Genomic DNA, 21923 nt, shown 5'->3' on the forward strand with positions numbered 1-21923 from the left:
CATATACTAGTCACGGCGAATTGCTGTCAAGGCATCCGTACGAGACGCGTTAATGGCAGGGTATAGTCCAGCCAATATTCCCGTAATAATCGCAAAGAACATACCTAGTGGTATAATCCAAGGGGCGATAAATAAAACCTCGCTAGCTTCAGCTCCACTCGAAAGTACAAGACCGTTAATTCCCCATATAATCCAATGTGAGAAAATAACTCCCATAATTCCGCCTAGTAGACCAATTAACGTAGCTTCAATGATAAACATATTGCGGATTTGCCGCAGGTTAGCACCGAGGACTTTCATAATTCCGATTTGGCGTCTTCGCTGATAGGTAGACATTGTCATGGCTACAACAATAGAAATAGAAGCAATAAACAATATAAATAAGCCGATGCCGAGTGCGATCGTTCGCATCATCGCAAATTCTTCTTTGAGCCGTTCTTTTTGTTCGAGATTGTGCATCGCGTTCAAACGCAGTTGTTTAATTTTGCTCTCCACTTGCTTTACATTATCTTGGCTATCAACCTTAACAGTCACTAACGGATAATGCTCTACAGTTGTAGATACCATATTCGCAGATGAATCAGATTCAATCGGTCTAAAACCGGGCTGCTTACGCAACCATTCTGCTGTTTCTAAAGATACATACATGATTTTCTGGTTCATAGCCATATTGTCAGTTTGGCTATCTGGTTTCTTCATTACGCCGGCCACACGAAGTGGGGGAGAAAGATATTCCCGACCTGATTGCTGGTCATATTGAACAAATTGAATTGACTGTTGATATAAATTCGCAGGCAGACGATCTAAATTTTCAAGCTGTTTGTACACTTCGTCGTCATATGGATTTAGGCGCAGCTTATCGTAGAGCGCTTGTCTTGCTTTGTCATCTACGTAACCGAATGTTGCACCAAAGTTGGCTATTACGGTCTGAGGCAAATCCGACACAGCTCCCAAACGCATTTGATGTCCGAATGCTTGTAAGCTATTCAGATCCGTAGCGATCACTTGCACATAAGAAGTGGTCCCATTCGTTAGCTTTGTTTGAAACCCGCCGATTTCTTGCATCGGAGCAGCGGCTTGAACATGCGGGAATGTGCGTATGAGTTCAAGCTTCTGTGAAGTAAGCAGTGAACCTTCATCAATTTCAGACTTTGCAGAGGGATCACCTGATTGCCCCGTACTCTGCGGGGAAACCGTAATTTCATCAAGTTTGAACCAGCGGCTCATCTGCATTTCTGAATATTTTGCAGCGGATTCTCCGATACTCATCGCCACGACAATAGCGGCACAGCCTATTGAAATGCCAAGCGCACATAGGATGGTTACAACCTTGCGCCTGCGAAGCTGGTCAAAAGATAAGCGGATATAATCACCAAACCTCATGTATGTACGCCTCCGATACCTGAGCCAGCTGCTTGGGCACTTGTTGTTACTGCGTCTTCGATAAGTCGGCCGTCTTTAAGTGTTAATACGCGTTCTGTATGCTCCGCAACTTCTCGTTCGTGGGTAACGATAACGAAAGTAGTGTTCATTTTCTTATTGAGCTGTTTAAGAATGGAGATGACTTCATCCTCTGTCTTTGTATCCAAGTTTCCAGTAGGCTCGTCCGCAAAAATGACAGAAGGTTCTGTAATAAGCGATCGTGCGATACTTACGCGCTGCTGCTGACCACCTGAAAGTTGGGAGACAAACATTTTTCCTTTGTCCGGCAAGCCGACTTGTTCGAGCAAATGTTGGGCTTTCTCACGCCTTTTACGAGGGGATACGCCTTGGAACACGAATGGAAGTTCAACATTTTCAATAACGGTTAAATTCGGAATAAGTTCATAGGCTTGAAAAATAAATCCGATATGTGCTCTGCGAAATTCAGCGAGTTGATTTTCATTCATCTTTACGATGTTGTGTTCGTTTATGTAAATATTTCCTTCTGTAGGCTTCATAAGGCCTGCCATCAAATTGAGCAGCGTTGATTTACCTGATCCTGAGCTGCCTAGCAGTGCAACCATACTGCCTTTTGCAACTTGAAAGTCGATGTGCTGCAGGACGGGCGTGATCTCATCTCCATTGCGAAAGGAGTGGGACAATTGTTCGATACGTAGCATTGGGGCATTACCTCCTTCTTGTGTTCTAATGTCTGTTTTGTTCTTCTTGTTGTTGTGTCATGAGTATGACCAATGCCTTTCTAGTAACTAAATTATCATATCAACTTATGAACGGGCTTGCGAGCGTAAATATCGTGAAATGAGCTAATGTGACAAAAATGAAAGATTAAAATACGGAAATCCACGAATAAGACAACTTTCGACAGAGTTCCCCCTTCATTCCTTTCAAAAAAATAGCCAGACGTGATATGCTATTTAGAGATGTTGTTTGGGTTGTTGCATATTGCCAATATGCAATAGCTAGCTGAAAGGATGACAAAATGAAGACGTTACCTCAAATGTTTATCGAACAGATGCAAAATCGACTTGGCGAGGAGTGGGAGTCTTTTTTGCAAAGCTATCATATATCGCCTTATGCAGGACTGCGGGTAAATACGCTTAAAAAAAGTGTAAAGGCTTGGAAAGAAATCGCACCGATGGAACTGTCGCCTATACCTTGGACACAGGATGGGTTTTATATTGATCCTTCACTTCGTCCAGGCAAGCATCCTTATTATCACGCAGGTTTCTATTATATACAGGAACCAAGTGCAATGGCGCCTGTTGAGCTGTTGGAGCCACAGGATGGGGACTATGTGTTGGACTTATGTGCGGCACCTGGAGGGAAGTCGGTTCAAATCGCATCCCGCATCGGGCAAAATGGAGTACTTGTTACGAATGACATTCATCCAGATCGTACAAAAGCACTTGTAAGAAACATGGAGCTGTATGGAGTCACGCGAGCGATCGTCTTGAATGAAGAGCCAGCACGAATCGCGGATGCTTTCCCGCAATGGTTTGACCGTGTGCTCGTGGATGCACCATGTTCTGGAGAGGGGATGTTCCGCAAAGACCCTGATATGGTTCGTGCATGGGAACGTGAACCCGTCACTGCTTACGCGGCCATGCAGCAGGATATATTGGACAGTGCTGCCAAGCTTGTTGCCCCTGGCGGTCGCCTAGTCTATTCAACGTGTACGTTCTCTCCAGAAGAGAATGAAGCTTCCATTGCGCGATTCCTAACCAAATATCCTGACTTCCGAGTGCGCACGATAGAATTAAAGCATGGGATGGAAGCGGGACGTCCAGAATGGGCGCGTGCATGTATGGAAGAGCAGGGCTGGGTAGCTGCGGAAGAAGCGATTGAAGCAACAGCAGGAACGATACGGCTATGGCCCCACCGAGTAAATGGCGAAGGTCATTATGTCGCGGTACTGGAACGAGAAGGGGAACGACCAGCTCGCTCTGTTGCAAGCTTGCACCAACCGGATGTAGATGTTGATGCAATTCGTAAACTATCTCATGTCTCTAGCCGTCCCAAGCAGAAGGGCAAAGGGAAGCAAACCCATAAATCAGACTCTCGCAAAGATCAGATGGTAAAATTACCGAAAGGGATTCGCCGTCCTGAGCAAGAATATGTCGATACGTATGCTGAATGGAGCAAGCAGCAGCTTGTGAATAACAGATGTGAGCTAAATGCTTGTATTGGCAACTATGCCTATGATTGTCCGCTCCCAGTGGAGCGTTTGCTAAAGCTGAAAGTAGCGCGACCAGGACTGTTTTTAGGAACATTGAAAAATGGACGCTTTGAACCTTCTCATGCTTTAGCACTTGCTTTACAGCCAAGCGATATGCTTCGTACATTGCCGCTGAAACTGGAGCAGCAAGAAGTGATTGCTTATTTACGAGGGGATACGTTGACGGTTGATCCAGATCGACTGTGCACTGCTTCCGACTTGAGTGTGAAAGACAGGAAAGGTTACGTTATGATAACATTAGAAAATTGTCCGCTTGGCTTCGGCAAATGGGTGGATGGTATATTGAAAAATGAATATCCAGCTGCATGGAGGTGGATAACCTAATGGCAAAAATGAGATTGGACAAGCTGCTCGGACATATGGGTTTTGGTTCCCGATCAGAGATTAAAAGATGGGCTAAGGCTGGTCTTATTACGGTAAATGGGGCAGCTATCAAAGATAGCGGCAAGCAAGTGGATCCCGATGCAGACGACGTACAATTCGATGGACAAAAAGTGGAGTATCGGGAGTATGTCTATATTATGCTGCATAAGCCGCCAGGAGTTATTTCCGCGACAGAAGATCGCCGTGAGCGAACGGTGATCGATTTGCTGCCTGACGACATGCTTTGCTTCGAGCCATTCCCTGTTGGAAGACTCGATAAAGATACAGAAGGACTGCTCTTGCTTACGAATGATGGCAAGCTTTCACACGAACTTCTAGCACCGCGCAAGCATGTGCCTAAGACGTATTTTGCTCGTGTCAAAGGGGATGTAACTGAAGACGATGTGGCAGCTATGGCACTCGGTGTCACGTTGGATGATGGTTATGTAACGAAGCCAGCACAGCTTGTCATTAAGAGCAAGGAGTCACTGCCAACGGAAGAAGTGATTAGCCACATTGAACTGACGATTACCGAAGGTAAATTCCATCAGGTAAAGCGTATGTTTGAGTCAGTAGGCAAGCAAGTTGTGTACTTAAAACGATTAACGATGGGCCCTTTACAGCTCGATTCTGAGCTGCCAATCGGTCAATGGCGGGAACTGAGTGAGGACGAGCTTGCCTCGTTGCAGCAAGCTACTTCTTAGTTTTAATACAGCGAGATGGAGGTTCACAGCATGAACAACATTAAAATGATTGCCCTTGATATGGACGGAACACTGCTCCATGATGATCACTCTTTATCGGAAATGAATGCAAATACGATTCGCGAAGTTGCTGCTCAAGGTGTGGAGATCGTATTATGTACGGGTAGAAGCCCTGTAAGCACGTTGCCTTATTTGGACAAGTTGGGTCTAGAAGGTGTTGTCATAACTCATAATGGAGCGGCAACAGTAGCTTCTAAAGATAAAAGCATGCTCCATCAATTTGAGCTGAGCCAAATGGATCTAGAGCCTTACTTGACATACTGCAACGAAGAAAAGGTGCATTATGATATTAATACGGCCTTTGATCTCTATGTGAACCAAGTAGATCTGTTATCTGCAGATTGGTTGAATACGTATAAGCAATTTCTAATTGAACCGAAAAACTTCCCAGGCTGGGACAACCTAGCAAGCCCTGTTTTGAAGTTAACGATGAGCGGCTATAAAGAAGATATAGATCGTGTTCAGCAGGCGTTGAGCTTATGGGATCATAAGGTTCAATTCATTCGGTCTGGCGATTTCTTTATCGATATTATGCATAAAGAAGCAACGAAGGGGAATGCATTGAAGCAATTGACACAGCTTCGCGGTATTTCAAGCGATAATGTAATGGCTGTCGGCAACTATTATAATGACATGACTATGATTCAATTTGCTGGAATTGGTGTCGCTATGGATAATTCACCAATCGATGTCAAGGCAGCGGCAGATGAAGTTACGTTATCAAATAACGATGACGGGGTACATGCAGTACTGAAAAAATATTTCTTATCTTAACCCTCACATATTGAGGCGCCAAAAAAGGAGGGGATTAATCCCCTCCTTTTTGTTGTTGCCATCGTTCGCGGCATCAGTAAGTTAAAGCACGAGAGATGATGACCAACAAGATGAACAATACCAAGACAACACCTATCGAATTGTAGTATCCTCCTACTGCGCCCATCTTCTCATTCCTCCTCTACCCTTGTAGTTAGCTCTACCGAAGGGGGTACAGGGTTCCGTGCAGTTGTATTGATGCGGCGGAACTTCCGTCATTCGGCATATCGTATCATATGCTTATATCACGTCTCGGTATGGGCGATTGCCAAGATGATGTGTATTTGGGCGCATGTCTAACGGTTTAGCAAGGCATGCTAATGTTAATGAATGAATCATTGTCAGAATAAGCAGGAGGTTATGTATGTATCGCTTAGAAATGAGACCGGACTTTGTAACGGCAGGGGCAGAAGCCATCGATATACTCATAGATGGCGTATATACGGCAACGTTGCTCGTCATGTATAGGGAAGGAAGCAGACTATACAGTACGCTCATTATAGATGAAGATGCGCTAAGTTCAAGTGAGATGGAGCAGCAATTGGAACAAGTCGTAGAGCGCTACATTGAGCGATTGTCTGATGCGATAGACGCTGAGCAGCGAGAGTTGCAAGTTATTAGCGGGAAGTATTCGCATATCGTAAGTTCTTCTGTCGAGACATCATGGGAGGAATGGGACCATGAACAAGAAGAATATGAAGTTGATGATGAATATGTCATCGATAATGAATATCGAGCAAGCCAAACAGATGATAGGATCGTGGTAGAAGATTATGCAACACTCAAATTAACGACGACGAATCAAAGGCTTCAACAAGATAGAGGTAACCATAAACACGAATTAGCAATCTGCCCCCCACATCCAGGCGAGGCTCTTGGCATCCAAATCATTCTCGCAAGAGATGATGGAGATGCGCTAATGTATGATATTTATACAGAGCAAGGAGGTTCGCTGCCAGCAGGGTTGGCGACGGTTAACACGGAAGGTGAACAGTTGTCGGGATTTATTGATTTTAGAGTTCCAGGTACAGGACGTGAGCGGCATTATATCGGAGAGTCGATCGTGCATGAACTGGCAAAGGAACAATCATTTACAGCGCTTCATCTGAATATGATGTTTCATGATGAGATTATTGATGATGCCTTATTTTACGTTGATGTAGAAGAAAATTAAGAAGAGGTATTATACACACCAAGATCCATTACATAAGTGTATACGTAGAAGGATGATACAACGAACCGTGGCTGTCTATGTTGTGGCCGCGGTTCGTTGTATGTCATGAGGCTTAATCTAAAGTAAATAGTTAGCGCGCAATCCTTTTGGGTAATGATTCTTAATCATGCCATTAGCTGATTTACCCCAGCTGATTGGCAATCCATCGATCGTGACAAGTGTCCAGCCTTTCACAACTTCGTTGCTGTCTGTTTGTACATCTTGATCGAGCAACAAAGCTTCACCTTTCAAATATTTTAGTATCGCTGCCGCGTCTGATGCTGATGACAGCTGAATAGAAGATGATGCAGATGCTGGGCCAGGCAATGATAGTGCTAACGCATGAGCTGGCTCAATACGCTGTTTAAGCACATGGGCAAGATGCAGGCCTGGACGCGGTACACGTAGGCCGTTTAACTTCCCTTCCAGCCAGTAGCTCTGGTCAGAACTGAAATCGGCAGGTGCAGGGAGCCAATACAGTTCTTCTCCAAACAGAATCGGCTTGCCGGACATAGGAGTTTGCCAGTTCGGCATATATTCACGAGCCCATTGCACGAACTGTTCATACACAGCATCAGCATTCGAAGAAGAAGGATGGTTTTTCCGACCAGCTGATTTCTTATGTTTTCCTTTATTTCCTTTTTCCAAGCTTGAAGTAGCGCTAGATGAGTACGACGTCATAGACACGGAAGCTGACGAAGTTGAACATTCTGTTGTATCCTCAAGATGGCCAGCACGACGTAATACCGCTACATAATGGCCCTCTCCGCGCTGTTTATGCGGCCATATTCGCTCTTGCTGTACAAGTGTAAAGTCTGGATAATGATCTAGCCAGCGCTCAATCGTTTGTTCATTTTCCGCATAGTTGAATGTACAAGTGGAGTAAGCTATCGTGCCTCCGGGTTTCAACATGCTAACTGCTGCTTGAATGATGTCCCATTGTCGAGTAGCGCACAATGTCACGTGCTCAGGGGACCATTCTTGGATAGCATCTGTATCTTTGCGGAACATACCTTCACCAGAACAAGGCGCGTCGAGCATAATGCGATCAAAGAACATCGGGAAACGTTCTGCCAATGTATCTGGATCGGAATTGGTGACGATTGCATTCGTACATCCCATCCGTTCCACGTTGCTTGCTAATATTTTGGCACGTTCTCGGTGTATTTCATTTGCGATTAGCAATCCTTTGCCTTGTAGACGACCTGCAATATGCGTCGTTTTCCCGCCTGGTGCAGCAGCTAGATCGAGAACGATTTCTCCAGGCTGCGGATCTAGCAGTTGTACGGCGGACATGGCAGACGGTTCTTGGATGTAATACAATCCTGCCGCATGATACGGGTGTTTGCCCGGACGAGTGTTGGGATCATAATAATAACCTTCATCGCACCATGGCACTGGTTGTAGGGAAAAGGTGCTCATGATGGGTTCAAGTATCATTTTATGCTGTTCCCACTTAAGTGGATGGATGCGCAACCCATAGGTGCGTTCTTCGTAAAAGCTTTGCAGAAATGCTTCTGTTTCTTCTCCCAGCATCCGTTCCATTTGCTGCTTATAGGTTTCTGGTAGGGTAGGTTGGGTATTGATGTTGGACATACTCGGGTTACTGCTCCTTTTAGTTAAAATCAGATAACGGCTGTGCTAACGATATTTATGCAAGCTTTATGGTTATAGGTAAGCTCGCCTGAATACTCGTTGAACCACCATTTGGTGTGTGATACTACTATAGTATTAGTGTACCGAACGTTACCGGTTGCATGCAATATTCTAGCAGGATCTAGTTTCTTAAGTTATTGTAACGAAACTAAGCAGCTATTGATACGTAAGGACATAGTGTTCATCACTCGGCTGTTAATCATGTGTATTAACATCCGTATCGAGAATGTTGGATACAGATATAGATGAAAGGGGTCAACAAAAGATGAATGATATCGTAGTGGAACTACAGAACGTCACGAAGAAAATTCGTGGAAAAACACTAATCGATCAGCTCTCCTTCCAGGTGAAGCGCGGAGAAATTTATGGTTTCTTGGGCCCTAACGGTGCCGGAAAGACAACCACAATTCGAATGATGGTCGGCTTAATGAGTATAACTTCAGGTACAATTCTCATAGAGGGACATGATGTAGTCAAAAATCGGGCTAAGGCAATGGCTCATGTTGGAGCAATTGTTGAAAATCCAGAGTTGTACAAGTTTATGACAGGCAGACAGAATCTTCTGCACTTTGCCCGCATGTGTGGGAAAGATGTTTCTCAATCACGTATTGATGAAATCGTAAAGTTTGTAGAGCTGGATCAGGTTCTGGATAAAAAAGTTCAAAATTACTCTCTCGGTATGAGGCAGCGTCTCGGTATTGCGCAAGCGTTGCTGCACCAGCCATCTATTCTCATTTTGGATGAACCTACCAACGGTCTTGACCCTGCCGGAATTAGAGAACTGCGGGACTATTTGAAGCGTCTGGCTAGAGAAGAGAACATTTCTATCTTGGTATCAAGTCACTTGTTGTCCGAGATTGAATTAATGTGCGACCGCGTAGTGGTTATTCAAAATGGTAAATATGTAGGAGAACAAATTCTTGATTCCAAGCATACAGAAGAGCAGCAAGTTACACGTTCTATTCAATTCCATGTAGAACAGGGTGAAGCGGCTGCACAGTCGTTGGAGGGAACTTCCTACCAACCCGTACAAGTGGAGAATAACGTTGTAACGCTCACACTTACTCGTGATCAAATACCTGAAATTGTAGAACACTTCGTTCGTCATCACATCAAGATTTATGAAGTTCGCTCTATTGCGGAAACATTAGAGGACAAGTTCTTGTCGATGACGAAAGGAGGTCACATTCAATGAGTTACTTTACAGCATTAGTGCGGAATGAATGGATGAAGATAACGAGCAAGAGACAGCTGCCGTACTACCTTATTTTCTTGCTTGTCGTTCTAGCCGCTGCAATTGGCTTTCAGTTATGGTTTCAATCAGAGGGTGGTAGTGAAGTGGGCAGTGTTGGATTCACTTCCGTTATTTTTGAAATCACGAGTGTGTTTACAGGTATTTTCTCCATCGTCATTGCATCGCAAATCATTACAGATGAGTTCAAAGATGGAACGATTAAGCAATTGCTGATTAGACCTGCCAGCCGAACAACGATTTTAATGTCCAAGTTGGTTACGATTATGTTAGTCGTTTTGTTCGTTAATTTGGCTATGATGCTTGTAACGGCGCTTGCCGCGTTTATTTTATTTGATTCTTCCGCTGGTGGAATACATTTGTTGTGGGAGGGAACCATTCTTCCATTCTTTTTGACTCTTCCAAATGAATTGTTTTATATTTTTGTTGCTTTCACAGCAGCTGTATTGACAAGAAGTCTGGGGCTATCCATTAGTATTGCGGTTATATTAAATTCGTTGGCAGGCATGCTTATCATGTTTATTTTTGATAAGCCGTGGTATAAGTATACGGTGTTTCCGCATCTAGATTGGAATTCGTATTATAAGGGCGAACCACCAATTGAAGGGATCACGTTCGGATTCTCATTTGGTATGTATGCACTGTACATGTTAGCGCTGCTCCTTGTCTCCATCTTGGTGTTCAAAAAGCGTGATATTCAATAATTCAAAAAAATCGGCTCGTATTTGAATCTCGTTGCTGATTAATACAAAACCTCCAGATCCACGTTGTTTGTGGAAATGGAGGTTTTGTTTGTTAATATGTATAGTGTCGGAATAATCGTATGGAACATGACTTTAATATGAACTAAGAGGTGTGATTTTTCCTTCAATTTCTTGATAGCAAGTAACACGATTCTTGCCCGTTTGTTTGGAATGATACATCGCTTGATCTGCTTCTCGTACGAGTTCCTCGACCGTTTGTCCTTTCATTAAGGAGCTGTAGCCGATGCTTATGGTAGAACCCGTTTCTTCTTCGACTCGTGCTCGAATTTGTTCTGCGATATGTGCGGGGTGAAGCTGTTTTTGTTTCTGTTGCACAAATGCAATGATTTCTTCTCCACCAAAGCGTCCTGCCAAACCACAATCATCGACTTCATCTCTGACGATTTGGGCCACTTTTATTAATACTTCATCTGCTACGAGATGGCCTTTTGTATCATTGAGTCGTTTGAAATTATCAATATCACAAAAGATAACGGATACTTTTTGGCTTTTGGCGATATATTGATTCATTCGTTGATACATAAAGCGGCGATTGTACAATCCAGTTAATCCATCGGTAATGGAAGAACGGTATGTCGTTTGTAAATTTTCGATAATCCGTTCAAAGAATATAAACAGTACGATTGTAAAATAAATTAGTATCATAAATAGCTTCGTAATGAGCAGTGACTCACTATTCCCTTCATACCACAATACATTAATAAATATAGTAAGCAGTACGCCAAGGTAGGCAATGATTGCACAGGTGTAACGAGTGCGTTGATTGATTTTTGGTGCGATCCACCTGTAACATAATAATGCGATGAGTACTTGATAAATAATAAGCGGCCATGCTGTAATCTCGATATAGCTGCCATCAGGAGATAGCAGTAAAGATAAGTAAGAGGTGATAGGTACACCTAGAAATAAGATCGTGAAACGCATGCGCATCTTGCGATTGAAGCGTTTGTATAGCCGTAAGATGGCGACATTGATTAGTAAGAAAGATGTCATGAATAAGACGGATCTTCCTGCACCGAGCACTTGCTGCGTCGGGTTGTCGAGGGCCGAATCATTAATAATCATCAGTCTATCCAAGGCCATAATGACGACAGATAGGAAAAGTAATATATAAGCATTTGAACGTTGTTTCATATACAGACGAAAAGCCATCAGCATCATAATAAGCATGATATATAAGTGACACATACTCGTTAGTGCGATGATGTCGCTATCTGTGAACAACAATTTCACATTCTCGTACATGGGGGCACTCCTAATATTGTACTTTACTGTTATTTAACTTCTAATATATTATAAACGATGGTGTGTGAAATGCGAAGAAAAAGGAGGGGCACCTATGAAGATTTTACAAGCTTTGTTCTTCCCGCCTGAACAACCTGGCGGCGTATCCTCTATGATCCCTCATTTATTGGAGCGATTCCAGTCTTCTAACTGGTCAATGGAGCTATTCTCACTACCTAAACGTATTCGTGGTAAAGGTCAAGATAGTGTAGAATTTGAAACGTTTAATTGGGAGAAGTATGAAAGTTCTCCTGTCGTTCAGAAATATATACAAACCTATAGAGATTATATATGGTGGACCAAGCTGCGTATCCAGCAGCCCTATGATCTTATCCATGCGCATCATCCAATTGCTGCACTAGCGATGAAGCGGATGTTCCCAGATACCCCGCTCATTGTGACAATTCATTCTAGTTATGAACAAGAGCTTATTTTAAATGAGCATATTAAGCCGGGGAGCATCGATCATAAATTTTTAACATCGATCTATAGAGAGCTGGAAGCGAAAGCAGATAAGATCATGACTGTGTCAGAGTCTTTTAAGGCTTATTTGGCACCTTATGTCCAACAGCCTGAACAGATTGAAGTATTGTCTAATGGCTTTGATGAGAAGAGATTCAAGCCAATCGCCCATGATAACGAGGTACCTCAGTTAATTACGGTATGTCGTCTGGTTCCCGCGAAAGGAATAGATGTTCTGCTGCATGCTTGTGCGGAGCTGAAACGTAGAGGTTACCCGTTTGTTCTCCATATTATCGGAGATGGTCCGATACGCGAGCAATTGGAAGAGATGGCGGTTGAACTAGAAATCTATGATGAAACAATATTTTACGGCTATATGCTTCATCCCGAAGAGTTCATGCCGTTTTCCGATATTTTCGTTTTGCCATCTCGTGCAGAAGCGTTTGGTTCTGTATTTGCAGAAGCTGCTCTTTGCTGGCTGGCGCTGGTAGGGACCAATGTGGGCGGAATTTCAGAACAAATCGAGGATGGCGTAAATGGCTTGTTAGTACCTCCTAATGATGTTGGAGCTTTGACCAATGCCATGGAGCGGGTTATAACGGATTCCTTTTTCCGCTATGAATTGGCGAGATCAGCATGGTCTAAGGCAAAGCAGGCTTATTCCTTATCGCGTGTTGTACACGAACTGAAGCAAATCTATCTTGCTTATAGAAAGTAAATAGAGGTTAGTAACGATAAGAAATTGATCAGAGTTAAAACGATAACGATAATGTAAATATGCTTGTCTATAAAATAAGCCGATGCATGGCGATGCATCGGCTTATTCGTTATACTAGAGAGAAAGTATGTTCGTAAGGAGGGCTGCCTATGAGCAGAATGCTGCGGTTTATCCATGCGGCAGATCTTCACCTTGATAGTCCACTGCGTGGGCTGCAATCACTGCCGGATGTGCTGCAAGAGCGATTGGAGCAAGGCGTGTTCCGAGCGTGGGACAGACTTGTAGACTTGGCGATACAAGTAGAAGCGGATGCGGTTCTGCTAAGTGGAGATTTGCATGATAGCACTCATCGTTCGTTAAGAGCGGTATGGCGGCTAGAGCGAGGTATGAAACGGCTATCCGAGAATGGAATAGCTGTGTTTATTATACATGGCAATCACGATCCATTGACGGAAGAAGAACGTTGGTCATGGCCATCTGGGGTAACTGTTTTTGGTACAGATGAGCCATCTTGTCATTTGATATATGATCGTTCTGGAAAGCCTGTTGCTGTTGTAACAGGTATGTCCTATGGGCAAAAAGCAGTTTACGACAATATCGCCCTGCACTATCCTGATCAGCCAGAGCGTCATGTGAAGGAATCATTGCAAGCGGGTGAGCGTGTGGGCGACGGAAATAGGATGGCATCGTCAGAGCGATTGTATCGTATCGGCATGCTCCATGGAACGGTTGATGGACGTGCTGAACATGATCCATATGCCCCGTGTTCACGAGGAGACTTGATTCGAAAAGATTATGACTATTGGGCACTAGGTCATATCCACAAGCGGGAAGTGATGCAGGAACAGCCTTATATTGTATATGCCGGTAATATTCAGGGCAGGCACATCAAGGAAACAGGTGCGAAAGGCGTTTACGTGGTAGACGTACTAGAGGATGGGACAAGCGAGCTTGTTTTTCACCCGTTGGACGATGTTAGATGGTTTGATGAAAGCTTATCTTTACAGTCAATAGAGACGAAACAGGAATTGTTGGAGTCTATGTTTGCTTCTATAGAGGGGTTGCGTGGAACAGACCGATTGAGTTGTGCTCGGCTAACCTTGATTGGTTCAACACCGCTGCATTCAGAACTCAAACGTGGCAGATTGGCAAGCGAGCTGGAAGAGGCCTGGAGAGAGGCAGAACGGCTTCGATTAGAAGAAGGACTTGATGCGGTGTGGCCAATTCAGCTTCGTATACATAGCCAAGCTGTCGTTGACATGGGGGCATGGAGGGAATCGGAATCTTTTGCAGGTGAGCTCATCCGAATGACGGACAACGTATGCGAGTCTGATGAGGCGGTTGACGAGCTTATACAGGAAGCATTGCTAACTTTAGGTGGGAATGCTAAGTTGCAACAATGGCTGGGAAGTCAGTCTATAGAAGTTCGGCGTAAATGGCTGGCAGAAGCATTGGTATTGGCGGTCGATATGCTGCAGGGAGAGGAGCAGCTGACATGAGGATAGAACGTGTGGATATAGAGCGGCTCGGGCATTTATACGATAAGTCCTACTCCTTCTCGACTCATGGCTTGACGGTAATCTTGGGTCCAAATGAATCGGGGAAAAGTACGATAACAGATGCGATAAAAATGATGCTTTACGGTAGGCCGAAACGAACCTCGGATAGATATGGTTTAGCTGGCGAGCAAGTGTTTGCAGGACGAATGGAAGCAGCGGATGCTCATGATCGTAGATGGCTGCTCACTCGCTCCAACAATAAGGCAGACGGCGGCACTGCAATTCAAAGGTTGAGCAATGATGGAGCGATACATGAATTACGTCAATCGGATATGGAGCGGGAACTGTTAGGCGGCGTACATCCTGAATTGTTCTGTCGTCTTTTCGCTATTTCTCTCGATGAGCTGCATGCTGTACATACGTTGCAAGGAGATGAGCTGCGTGCATTTATGTATGACAGCGGATTTCAAGCGGGGCGTTCGGTCGTATTAAGCGAACAGTCTCTGCAGCAGGAGCTGGAGAGACTATACAAGCAGCGCGGACGCACACAGCCGATAGCAGTCACTTTGAATAATATAGACCGTGTACATAAAATGAAGCGGGATGCGGATCGATTGCAAGGGAAGCTGCAATTGCTTTATGAGGAGCAGGAGCAATTGAAACAGCTGCGTTCTAATTTGCATGATGAACGTGCGCAGTGTAAGCAGGCAAGGGGCTGGACAGAACGAGCTCTTCATATTTCGGATGACTGGGTCCACTTACTTTCGATAAAGGGGCAGCTCACTGACTTGCAATCTTCCGCATCATGGCATACAGCTTGGGATGAGCGTTGGGAGACATTCTCGCGTGAACGTGAGCGTTTGGAGCTTCGCGAAGAGCAAGTAGAATTGGATAAGCAGAGGATCATACTGGAACTAAGGAGGCTTTCTCCACGTAAAGAAGTGTTACAATTTTCGGCTGAAGTGAAGCGATTGGTCAGCATGGTCGAAACGGTAAGGCACTGGGCGGATTCTGCACGTGAATTAACACAGGAGATAGATAGCTGTGAAGCAGACTTGCAATTGCTGGCGCGACAATCTGGAGCTAACTGGACTGCAGAACAGCTTTACGAGAAGGATTGGCCCTCTTCACTGGGACATGAAGTTGAAAGCATGCAGTTGGAATCTGAACGTATTCTTAGAGATAAGCACACTGCTTCTCAAGAACATGCTCGAAAGCTGCGGGAATATAGTGAGCTGACAAGCGGCTTTGAACAAGCGAAATTAGCATGTGAAGCACATAGGTTGGCAGGCGCAGCACATAGTGGGTGGTCACCTGCAGGTAGTGAAATTGATCGTATACAGCGTTTGTGGGCTCAATTGCAGGATGCAGAAGAGCGGTTGCTCCGTTATTCGAATTCGATGGCGCCCGTGAGCGTTGGGCAACATGAATCGGCATCGGATGATGGAAGCAATGGAAGCCTATCTTATCGAGGTGGTCGAGCTGCTCGCAATAGCCGTAAGACAGGCCAGTCGTCGAATCGTATTACAGCATATATTTTGATGTTAATGGGTACTTGTACAGCTGCTGTATTAGGATTTAACGGACTGTGGTTAGCAGCGGGTGTGTTATTTATCATTGGTATCGTTGGAGCTTCTATTTCTTTGTTCTTACTAGGCGAAAGGAAGCAGGAGCTTTCTGAGCACCCGGCTATGCCCACAGATGCCTCGCATGCAGAAACGGCGCAGCAAATTACTGTCATAAGAGAAGAGATTGTGAAAGGTTTGAAACCTGTTCTAGCTACTGTTTCTGCTCAACACCAAGGCGAGCGGAAAGAAATGATCGTGCAATCAGCGTGGCAAATGGTGTTGGACTGGAAGGAAGAAGGGCTGCGGTTGGAACGTAGACAACAGTTGTCTGCCGATGAGGTGGAACAAGCGGGACGCCGCATTCGCATATCGGCTCAAGAAGTAGAGGCCGCTATTCAAAACGCAGAGCTGCATAATCAAGTATGGCAGACGTGGCTTCAAGAGCATGCCTTGCCAGAATCGTGGAGTCCTGCAAGTGTTCAGGAGCATTTGCGTCGCGTTGAACAAGCCATCCAGCTTCAACAGCAGACACAAAGGCTGCGTGAACGTGAGCTTCGATTGTGGGATCAAGTTCAATCTTATTGGAATGAATGTTATCGGATAATGAAACAAGCCAATCAAGCGGTTCAATCGGCAGGCGATGAATATGCAACGAGTGTGGGCATCACGGGCATCACCATCGACTCTAAACTGATTCCTGCTGTGTCAATTGACAGTAAGCGATGGATCGAATTAAGGGAGCTTCTATTTTCTTCAATTGCCCATTTACAAGAGCAGATGGAGCAGGAAGAACACACATTTGTTACGTTCCGCCAGCTTGAACAACAGCGTCGTGAGCTCGAATTAAAACATGAAGAATTGCAAGCAGAGCGAATTCAAGCATCCCGTATGTACCAGCAATTATGGGAAGAGGCGGGGACGTCAGGTGAAGATGAGTTTCTTGCGCTTCAACGTCAAGCGGCAGCGTACAGGCAATTGCGTACAGAATTACGTCAAGTAGAGGCGATTTGCTATCGTGGCGGCACCGAAGCAGAATTCATTCCGATAGAGGCGCTGCTCATAAAGCATGATAAGCAGGCACTTGCACAGAGAGTGGATATGCTTCTAGAGCAAGTCCGGCGTCATGAAGAGCAGCAGCGTGAAGTAGAACAGAAATTTGGTCGGATACAACAGGAGATCGATAGTGTAAAGCAGCGTATTATGAGTGAGCATATTGTTCAAGAGCAAGCCTCGTTAGAAGCGAAGCTTGATGCACAGACTGAACGATATGCGGTTCATGCCATTGCGAAGACGTTGATAAGGCGCACACGGCAACGATATGAAGAGGAGAAGCAGCCACTTGTGTTTCAACGTGCGAGTCATTATTTACAGCGGATGACGGAAGGGCGATATGTGCGAGTGCTGACGCCATTTGGCAGTGAATCCATCTCTGTTGAGCGCAAAGATGGGAAATTGTTCGACAGCCTTCAATTAAGCAGGGGAACGGCGGAGCAGGTCTATTTGGCGATGCGCTTTGCTTTGGCAGATGGAATGTCTGAGCGCACGGCGCTTCCGTTTGTGTGGGATGATATATTTGTCAATTTTGATGAAGCTCGACTTCGTGCGACACTGGCTTGTTTGCCGGAACTGCTTGTCAGCCATCAAGTAATTTGGACAACTTGTCACACGCATATGGTGGACGTACTATTGGATATTGTACCGGATGCTCATGTGTTGAAAGTAGACGGATAAAACGAAATATAGAAGCTGTTTGAGGACAAGTCTATTGAAAGATAGGCTTGTCCTTTAGTTTTATTTTTAAATTAGAATTATTATTGATAAGTTGGTTAGGATGTGTTATCTTATAGTAAGAACAAAGTGATAATAATTATCATCTAATAATAAATATGTATATATACCATTGATACACGAAGTCATGCGAAGCGGTAATTGGAACTTTTGTGGCTGCAGCTGAATGAGATGATAAGGTGATTCATAATCAAGGTTAACAATGATTGGAGGAATTCCATTGACGAAAAGGCAAAGTATTGTACTTTCCATGCTGAAGCGTACATGGTCGCCAACGACGGCAATAGATATTTATACAGCGCTTCATAAGGAGAATAGGCATGTTTCACTATCTACGATATATTTGAGCCTGAAACTATTCGTAAAAGAAGGCTGGGTAGAAGAGATAGATGGTGAAGGATCATCGAAGTATTACGTGGTTAACGGAGAATCGTTGATTGGGGCATAGAGCATAGAGTTTGAAGATAATCATTCACACATCGTTTATTTGGGCGGCAAATGGATAAGAGACGAGTTGTGGAGGAACAGACTAGGAAGATTGATTATAAATAGTAAGCCTGTCGGGTTTGTCCTGACAGGCTTTTTTTATAAAAGGATTAGTATCGATTGAACGGATTGGATTTGGAGCGTAGTAGTTTGAATGTACCGGACCCCCGCATTAAGTCAGCAGGTGGCGCTTGAGGGATCGTTTCCGGTTTGATTCGGATGAGCAAATACATCCATAAAATACTAAACATGCCGAATACGGGATATAGAAATGCTACTAGTGGTTTAAATCCGAACTGACTCATAACGAAGCAGAATAACATTAACCCAGCGATAACGAGCTTGGGAGGCAGCTTGAAGCGCTGGCGAATTTGTAAGGAAACGCCGTATACGTCTGCGAGGAAGGTAGTGAATATTTCTGAGAAAATAAGCACGATATACACGATTTGAATAAACATACTCAGTCCATCTGCGATATGGCCCATTGGAATATCATATTGAGTGATGCCAGGCATATGGGCAGATAGTGCGAAGTGCCCAGCAAACAGCATGCCTCCTATCATAATGCCTCCTATCCATCCTCCCCAGCGAATGACTTTTTCATCTCGCATCGAGGCGCCTAATGGTACGAGAACAGCTTGAGCCATGGCTAGATTGAAGGCGCTATAGAGAATAGGGGCAGACCATGCCGCATAGAGTGGCTTGTCGCTTATTAACATAAACGCGTTTGAGGTGCTCGGCATTTCGATCGTATCCCATAGTATAAAAGCAGTAAAAATAAGCATTGTAGGTACGACGATAGAGTTTAAATGCAAGATCGCATTCATTCCCCGATTCAGTACGAAGTAGGCAGCAATCATCGTAAGGAGCAGTCCTGTCTGGTAGTGCATATTTAGATGTTCTACGAAAATAGACCCGGCACCAGCTAACATAACTCCATTGACGCTTATAAGTACGATTAACGTAAACATGCTAATATGCTTTCCCGTGCGTTGGCCAAATAAAGCGATATTGACATCTTCATAGGATTGAGCCTGAAGACGATTGGCAATGAGCATAAGTTTGGTACCAAGCCAAATAAATAGGATGCTGGCTATAAATATCGTAATCATGGCTAATCTACCATAGGACGTAAAGAACTGGACGATTTCCTGCCCTGTTGCAAACCCAGCACCGACAACGGTACCAATGTATGTAAACGAGATTTGCATAATTCGAAGTAATGACTTCATAGTGGGGTAACCTCCTTGAGCTATGTTGTACTTGTCCGAAGCAAGCTCATGATTAGATGTATGCCAGAAAGTAGTTGGACATGACTTGAAAAGGGACAAGAATAGCTATCATGACTTGTGAGCGGTTAGGCAAAGTACAATAGAGGAGTTAGCGAGTAGTGGCTGGGAAGAACGCCAAAAAACCCTCTCGAAGCGCTGCAGGGATTCGAGAGGGTTGCTAATGGAAGGAATGTATTAACATCTTATAAAGTACAGAATAAGATAAGTTACTTGAAAGATTAAGCGGGATGAGAAAATAATTTAACGGATTGGATAATCTGTGTCTTTGGATCCAGATCTAAGCGCAATAAAGCATCGTCTCCTGCATAACTCCATACGTAGCCAGTATTTCGATCAGGCTTACCGAGCACTTTCTCGGCAGTGCCTTGATGGTCGCCTACTTTAAGCCCTTCGATACCAGTTGACTGCCCTGCGCCAGATACTTCAACAAAAGCGATATGTCCGTTCTCCATGCATCCAACTGTATATCCATCATATTCCCATACTTCGATCTTAGGTGTGTCATCCATAATAAACTGTGCCTGTGGCTTTCCCAATTGTTTGGCGATTTCTTTCTCCGTGGAGGTTAAAGATAATCCTAGAAGCTTAGGTGAATTGCGATCGAACGAGTCACCTTCTTGTTGTTTGTCCTTGGGAGCTGTTGTGGATGTATCGTTATTAGATTGAGACGAAGGGTTATTGGAATGGTTGTCCACTTCTTTACTATGTGTGCTTTCTTGTTCAACTCGACATCCTGCTAGTACGCTTATGATGAGCGAGAATGTCATGAGAACAAGAAGGGTACGACGCCACTTTCGCATCATCATGTTTGCCTCCCTTAACCGCCACGCGACGGATCTATCCTATATTACCCCATATCGAAGAGTAGAATCAAATATAGGCTAAAGTTGTGTTGTATGTTTCATTTGATAAACTATATATCGTTTTAGACGCATAAATCTCCATTTTGTTGCAGAAGAATAGCAATTGTTTACTTTTCTCATTGTGCATTGTTGGCATATAATAATAAGTAAGCAGGAGAGGGGGCTGAGCAAATGGTACAGGAAACAACCGTTCCATTTATGCAGGGCAAAGTGTCAGAGGCTAAGGTGCATTTCGAACGTGCATTAGATTGCAAACACACAGAATTTGATGATCTGTATCCTTATATGATAGAGCATCCCCAGTTTTTTTGGTACAAACGCTACGTGGCATGGTCAGAGCTTCTGACAATCGTGAAGTTATGCCAGGAGTTAGATGTGCCTTGGAGACATCTGTTCAGTGTGCAGCAAGCGGAATACGTCGATAAACGTGTGATGTCAGCAAAAGTGCTGGATTACTGGTTTGAGAAGAATGATACACGCGAACATGTTGGACATTAATAGCTAAGCATGTTTAAGAGGCCTGTGGAGCAGAGCGTTGTGTGCTTGACAGGCCTCTAAGCATATATATTGGATTGAAGGTGCAAGTCAATTATTTTGATGCTTAATCGGAAGAAGGAGTATTTTATGATGGATGAATTGGTGTTGGACCAGTATCGCAACGATGGGACTTTTGTCCGTGTCGTTAGAGATTTTTTAGAGATAAATGATGTGAAAGGTTATGTTGTGGCTTGGGATGACGAAACCGTTATGATTCGTAGACGGAACCGACGGGTGGTTAAACTAAAACGCAGCTACGCTATACAACGGATGGATGAGCCAAGACAACTGCCTCCTGGTTTATTGGAGGATCTGGACTAATATATATTGATGCGTTCGAAGGCGGGCCTAATCGTAGAGGGTTAGGGATGATGAGTGCGTGCCTTGTGGGAACATTTTAGGTTGTGGTAAATTAAGGGTGTGAGGTTGCGGTGATTGTATCTACCTTTAAGGAGGCACATCCATGAAATGTCCTGTATGTTCTGACGTTCGTATGCGTGAAGTTGAGAAGGAAGGCATTCTGATTGATATATGTCCAGATTGTAAAGGGGTATGGCTGGATCGGGGCGAGCTGGAGAAGCTGATGAACGGCGTGCGAGAATTTCGTGATGAATATAACTCATATGTTCAAAATTATCCTCCCAACTATCAACAGCAGCCTACTGGCGGCTATGTACAGCCGAATGCGTCCTACAATACTGGGAATGCTCCAATTCCACCAAATCAATATAATAATCAACAAAGGAACAATTATGATTCGCATAAATATGGCCAGCAAGGCTATGGTCAACATTCACATGGGCACTCCAATCCCTATGGACATAAGAAGCACAAAAAGCCAAAGACTGTGTTCGATGTGTTAGGGGATTTATTTGAGTAATTAAGCATAATAGCACATGTGTACGGACAAGCTAAGGCGTGC

Annotated in this window: 20 protein-coding genes; 13 read left to right on the top strand and 7 right to left on the bottom strand. The window is 44.2% G+C overall.

Annotated elements, in window-relative coordinates:
• Nucleotides 1-6: 6 nt before the first annotated feature.
• The gene (locus FPZ44_RS05760) at nt 7-1383 is read right to left on the bottom strand and encodes an ABC transporter permease (RefSeq protein ID WP_144988211.1); all 1377 of its coding nucleotides are present in this window, start codon (nt 1381-1383) and stop codon (nt 7-9) included.
• Nucleotides 1380-2102: an ABC transporter ATP-binding protein gene (locus tag FPZ44_RS05765; RefSeq protein ID WP_144988213.1), complete on the bottom strand. Its 723-nt coding sequence runs from the start codon at nt 2100-2102 to the stop codon at nt 1380-1382. Before FPZ44_RS05765 ends, FPZ44_RS05760 begins: the two co-directional genes overlap by 4 nt.
• 320 nt (nt 2103-2422) lie before the next feature.
• On the opposite strand from FPZ44_RS05765, the gene FPZ44_RS05770 reads away from it, so the two are divergent.
• From FPZ44_RS05770 to FPZ44_RS05780, 3 genes are read left to right on the top strand one after another with little or no spacing between them, the layout of a single operon-like run.
• Complete coding sequence (locus tag FPZ44_RS05770) at nt 2423-4003, top strand: RsmB/NOP family class I SAM-dependent RNA methyltransferase (protein ID WP_144988215.1); 1581 nt, start codon at nt 2423-2425, stop codon at nt 4001-4003.
• A gap of 8 nt (nt 4004-4011) precedes the next feature.
• Complete coding sequence (locus FPZ44_RS05775; protein WP_144991707.1) at nt 4012-4746, top strand: pseudouridine synthase; 735 nt, start codon at nt 4012-4014, stop codon at nt 4744-4746.
• A gap of 30 nt (nt 4747-4776) precedes the next feature.
• Nucleotides 4777-5580, top strand: a complete 804-nt coding sequence (locus tag FPZ44_RS05780) for a Cof-type HAD-IIB family hydrolase (protein ID WP_144988217.1) — start codon at nt 4777-4779, stop codon at nt 5578-5580.
• Between the two features lie 73 nt (nt 5581-5653).
• On the opposite strand, the gene FPZ44_RS05785 is transcribed toward FPZ44_RS05780, so the two are convergent.
• Nucleotides 5654-5746, bottom strand: a complete 93-nt coding sequence (locus FPZ44_RS05785) for a sporulation protein YjcZ (RefSeq protein WP_084509389.1) — start codon at nt 5744-5746, stop codon at nt 5654-5656.
• A 237-nt stretch (nt 5747-5983) separates the two neighbouring features.
• On the opposite strand from FPZ44_RS05785, the gene FPZ44_RS05790 reads away from it, so the two are divergent.
• Complete coding sequence (locus tag FPZ44_RS05790; RefSeq protein WP_144988219.1) at nt 5984-6793, top strand: hypothetical protein; 810 nt, start codon at nt 5984-5986, stop codon at nt 6791-6793.
• A gap of 117 nt (nt 6794-6910) precedes the next feature.
• On the opposite strand, the gene FPZ44_RS05795 is transcribed toward FPZ44_RS05790, so the two are convergent.
• Nucleotides 6911-8428: an RsmB/NOP family class I SAM-dependent RNA methyltransferase gene (locus FPZ44_RS05795; RefSeq protein ID WP_144988221.1), complete on the bottom strand. Its 1518-nt coding sequence runs from the start codon at nt 8426-8428 to the stop codon at nt 6911-6913.
• Between the two features lie 325 nt (nt 8429-8753).
• Here FPZ44_RS05795 and FPZ44_RS05800 point away from each other — a divergent pair, with 325 nt between their 5' ends.
• Nucleotides 8754-9683, top strand: a complete 930-nt coding sequence (locus FPZ44_RS05800; RefSeq protein ID WP_144988223.1) for an ABC transporter ATP-binding protein — start codon at nt 8754-8756, stop codon at nt 9681-9683.
• Nucleotides 9680-10444, top strand: coding sequence for an ABC transporter permease (locus tag FPZ44_RS05805; protein ID WP_144988225.1), 765 nt, complete (start codon nt 9680-9682; stop codon nt 10442-10444). Before FPZ44_RS05800 ends, FPZ44_RS05805 begins: the two co-directional genes overlap by 4 nt.
• Nucleotides 10445-10576: 132 nt before the next feature.
• Here FPZ44_RS05805 and FPZ44_RS05810 read toward each other — a convergent pair whose 3' ends face one another.
• Nucleotides 10577-11749: a GGDEF domain-containing protein gene (locus tag FPZ44_RS05810; RefSeq protein WP_144988227.1), complete on the bottom strand. Its 1173-nt coding sequence runs from the start codon at nt 11747-11749 to the stop codon at nt 10577-10579.
• Between the two features lie 94 nt (nt 11750-11843).
• Here FPZ44_RS05810 and FPZ44_RS05815 point away from each other — a divergent pair, with 94 nt between their 5' ends.
• The 4 genes from FPZ44_RS05815 (at nt 11844) to FPZ44_RS05830 (ending at nt 18271) form a co-directional block, all read left to right on the top strand.
• A complete protein-coding gene (locus tag FPZ44_RS05815) occupies nt 11844-12968 on the top strand; it encodes a glycosyltransferase family 4 protein (protein ID WP_144988229.1) in 1125 nt (374 codons plus the stop codon).
• A gap of 149 nt (nt 12969-13117) precedes the next feature.
• Nucleotides 13118-14467 (top strand): metallophosphoesterase family protein, encoded by a 1350-nt coding sequence (locus FPZ44_RS05820; protein ID WP_261378221.1) that lies wholly within the window; start codon nt 13118-13120, stop codon nt 14465-14467.
• A complete protein-coding gene (locus FPZ44_RS05825; RefSeq protein ID WP_144988231.1) occupies nt 14404-17766 on the top strand; it encodes an AAA family ATPase in 3363 nt (1120 codons plus the stop codon). The genes FPZ44_RS05820 and FPZ44_RS05825 overlap by 64 nt, the downstream gene beginning before the upstream one ends.
• Before the next feature lie 277 nt (nt 17767-18043).
• Complete coding sequence (locus FPZ44_RS05830; RefSeq protein ID WP_186785928.1) at nt 18044-18271, top strand: transcriptional repressor; 228 nt, start codon at nt 18044-18046, stop codon at nt 18269-18271.
• Between the two features lie 148 nt (nt 18272-18419).
• On the opposite strand, the gene FPZ44_RS05835 is transcribed toward FPZ44_RS05830, so the two are convergent.
• Nucleotides 18420-19541 (bottom strand): YkvI family membrane protein, encoded by a 1122-nt coding sequence (locus tag FPZ44_RS05835; protein WP_261378222.1) that lies wholly within the window; start codon nt 19539-19541, stop codon nt 18420-18422.
• A 278-nt stretch (nt 19542-19819) separates the two neighbouring features.
• A complete protein-coding gene (locus FPZ44_RS05840; RefSeq protein ID WP_144988235.1) occupies nt 19820-20407 on the bottom strand; it encodes a DNA uptake lipoprotein in 588 nt (195 codons plus the stop codon).
• Nucleotides 20408-20635: 228 nt separating this feature from the next.
• On the opposite strand from FPZ44_RS05840, the gene FPZ44_RS05845 reads away from it, so the two are divergent.
• The 3 genes from FPZ44_RS05845 to FPZ44_RS05855 all read left to right on the top strand — a co-directional run bounded on the left by FPZ44_RS05845 (nt 20636) and on the right by FPZ44_RS05855 (nt 21881).
• Nucleotides 20636-20962, top strand: a complete 327-nt coding sequence (locus FPZ44_RS05845; RefSeq protein ID WP_144988237.1) for a hypothetical protein — start codon at nt 20636-20638, stop codon at nt 20960-20962.
• A gap of 126 nt (nt 20963-21088) precedes the next feature.
• Entirely contained in the window at nt 21089-21322 is a 234-nt protein-coding gene (locus FPZ44_RS05850) for a hypothetical protein (protein ID WP_144988239.1), read from the top strand.
• A 142-nt stretch (nt 21323-21464) separates the two neighbouring features.
• Complete coding sequence (locus FPZ44_RS05855; protein WP_144988241.1) at nt 21465-21881, top strand: TFIIB-type zinc ribbon-containing protein; 417 nt, start codon at nt 21465-21467, stop codon at nt 21879-21881.
• Nucleotides 21882-21923 lie beyond the last annotated feature (42 nt).

The sequence above is a fragment of the Paenibacillus agilis genome (assembly GCF_007786455.1).
GTDB lineage: Bacteria > Bacillota > Bacilli > Paenibacillales > Paenibacillaceae > Paenibacillus_B > Paenibacillus_B agilis.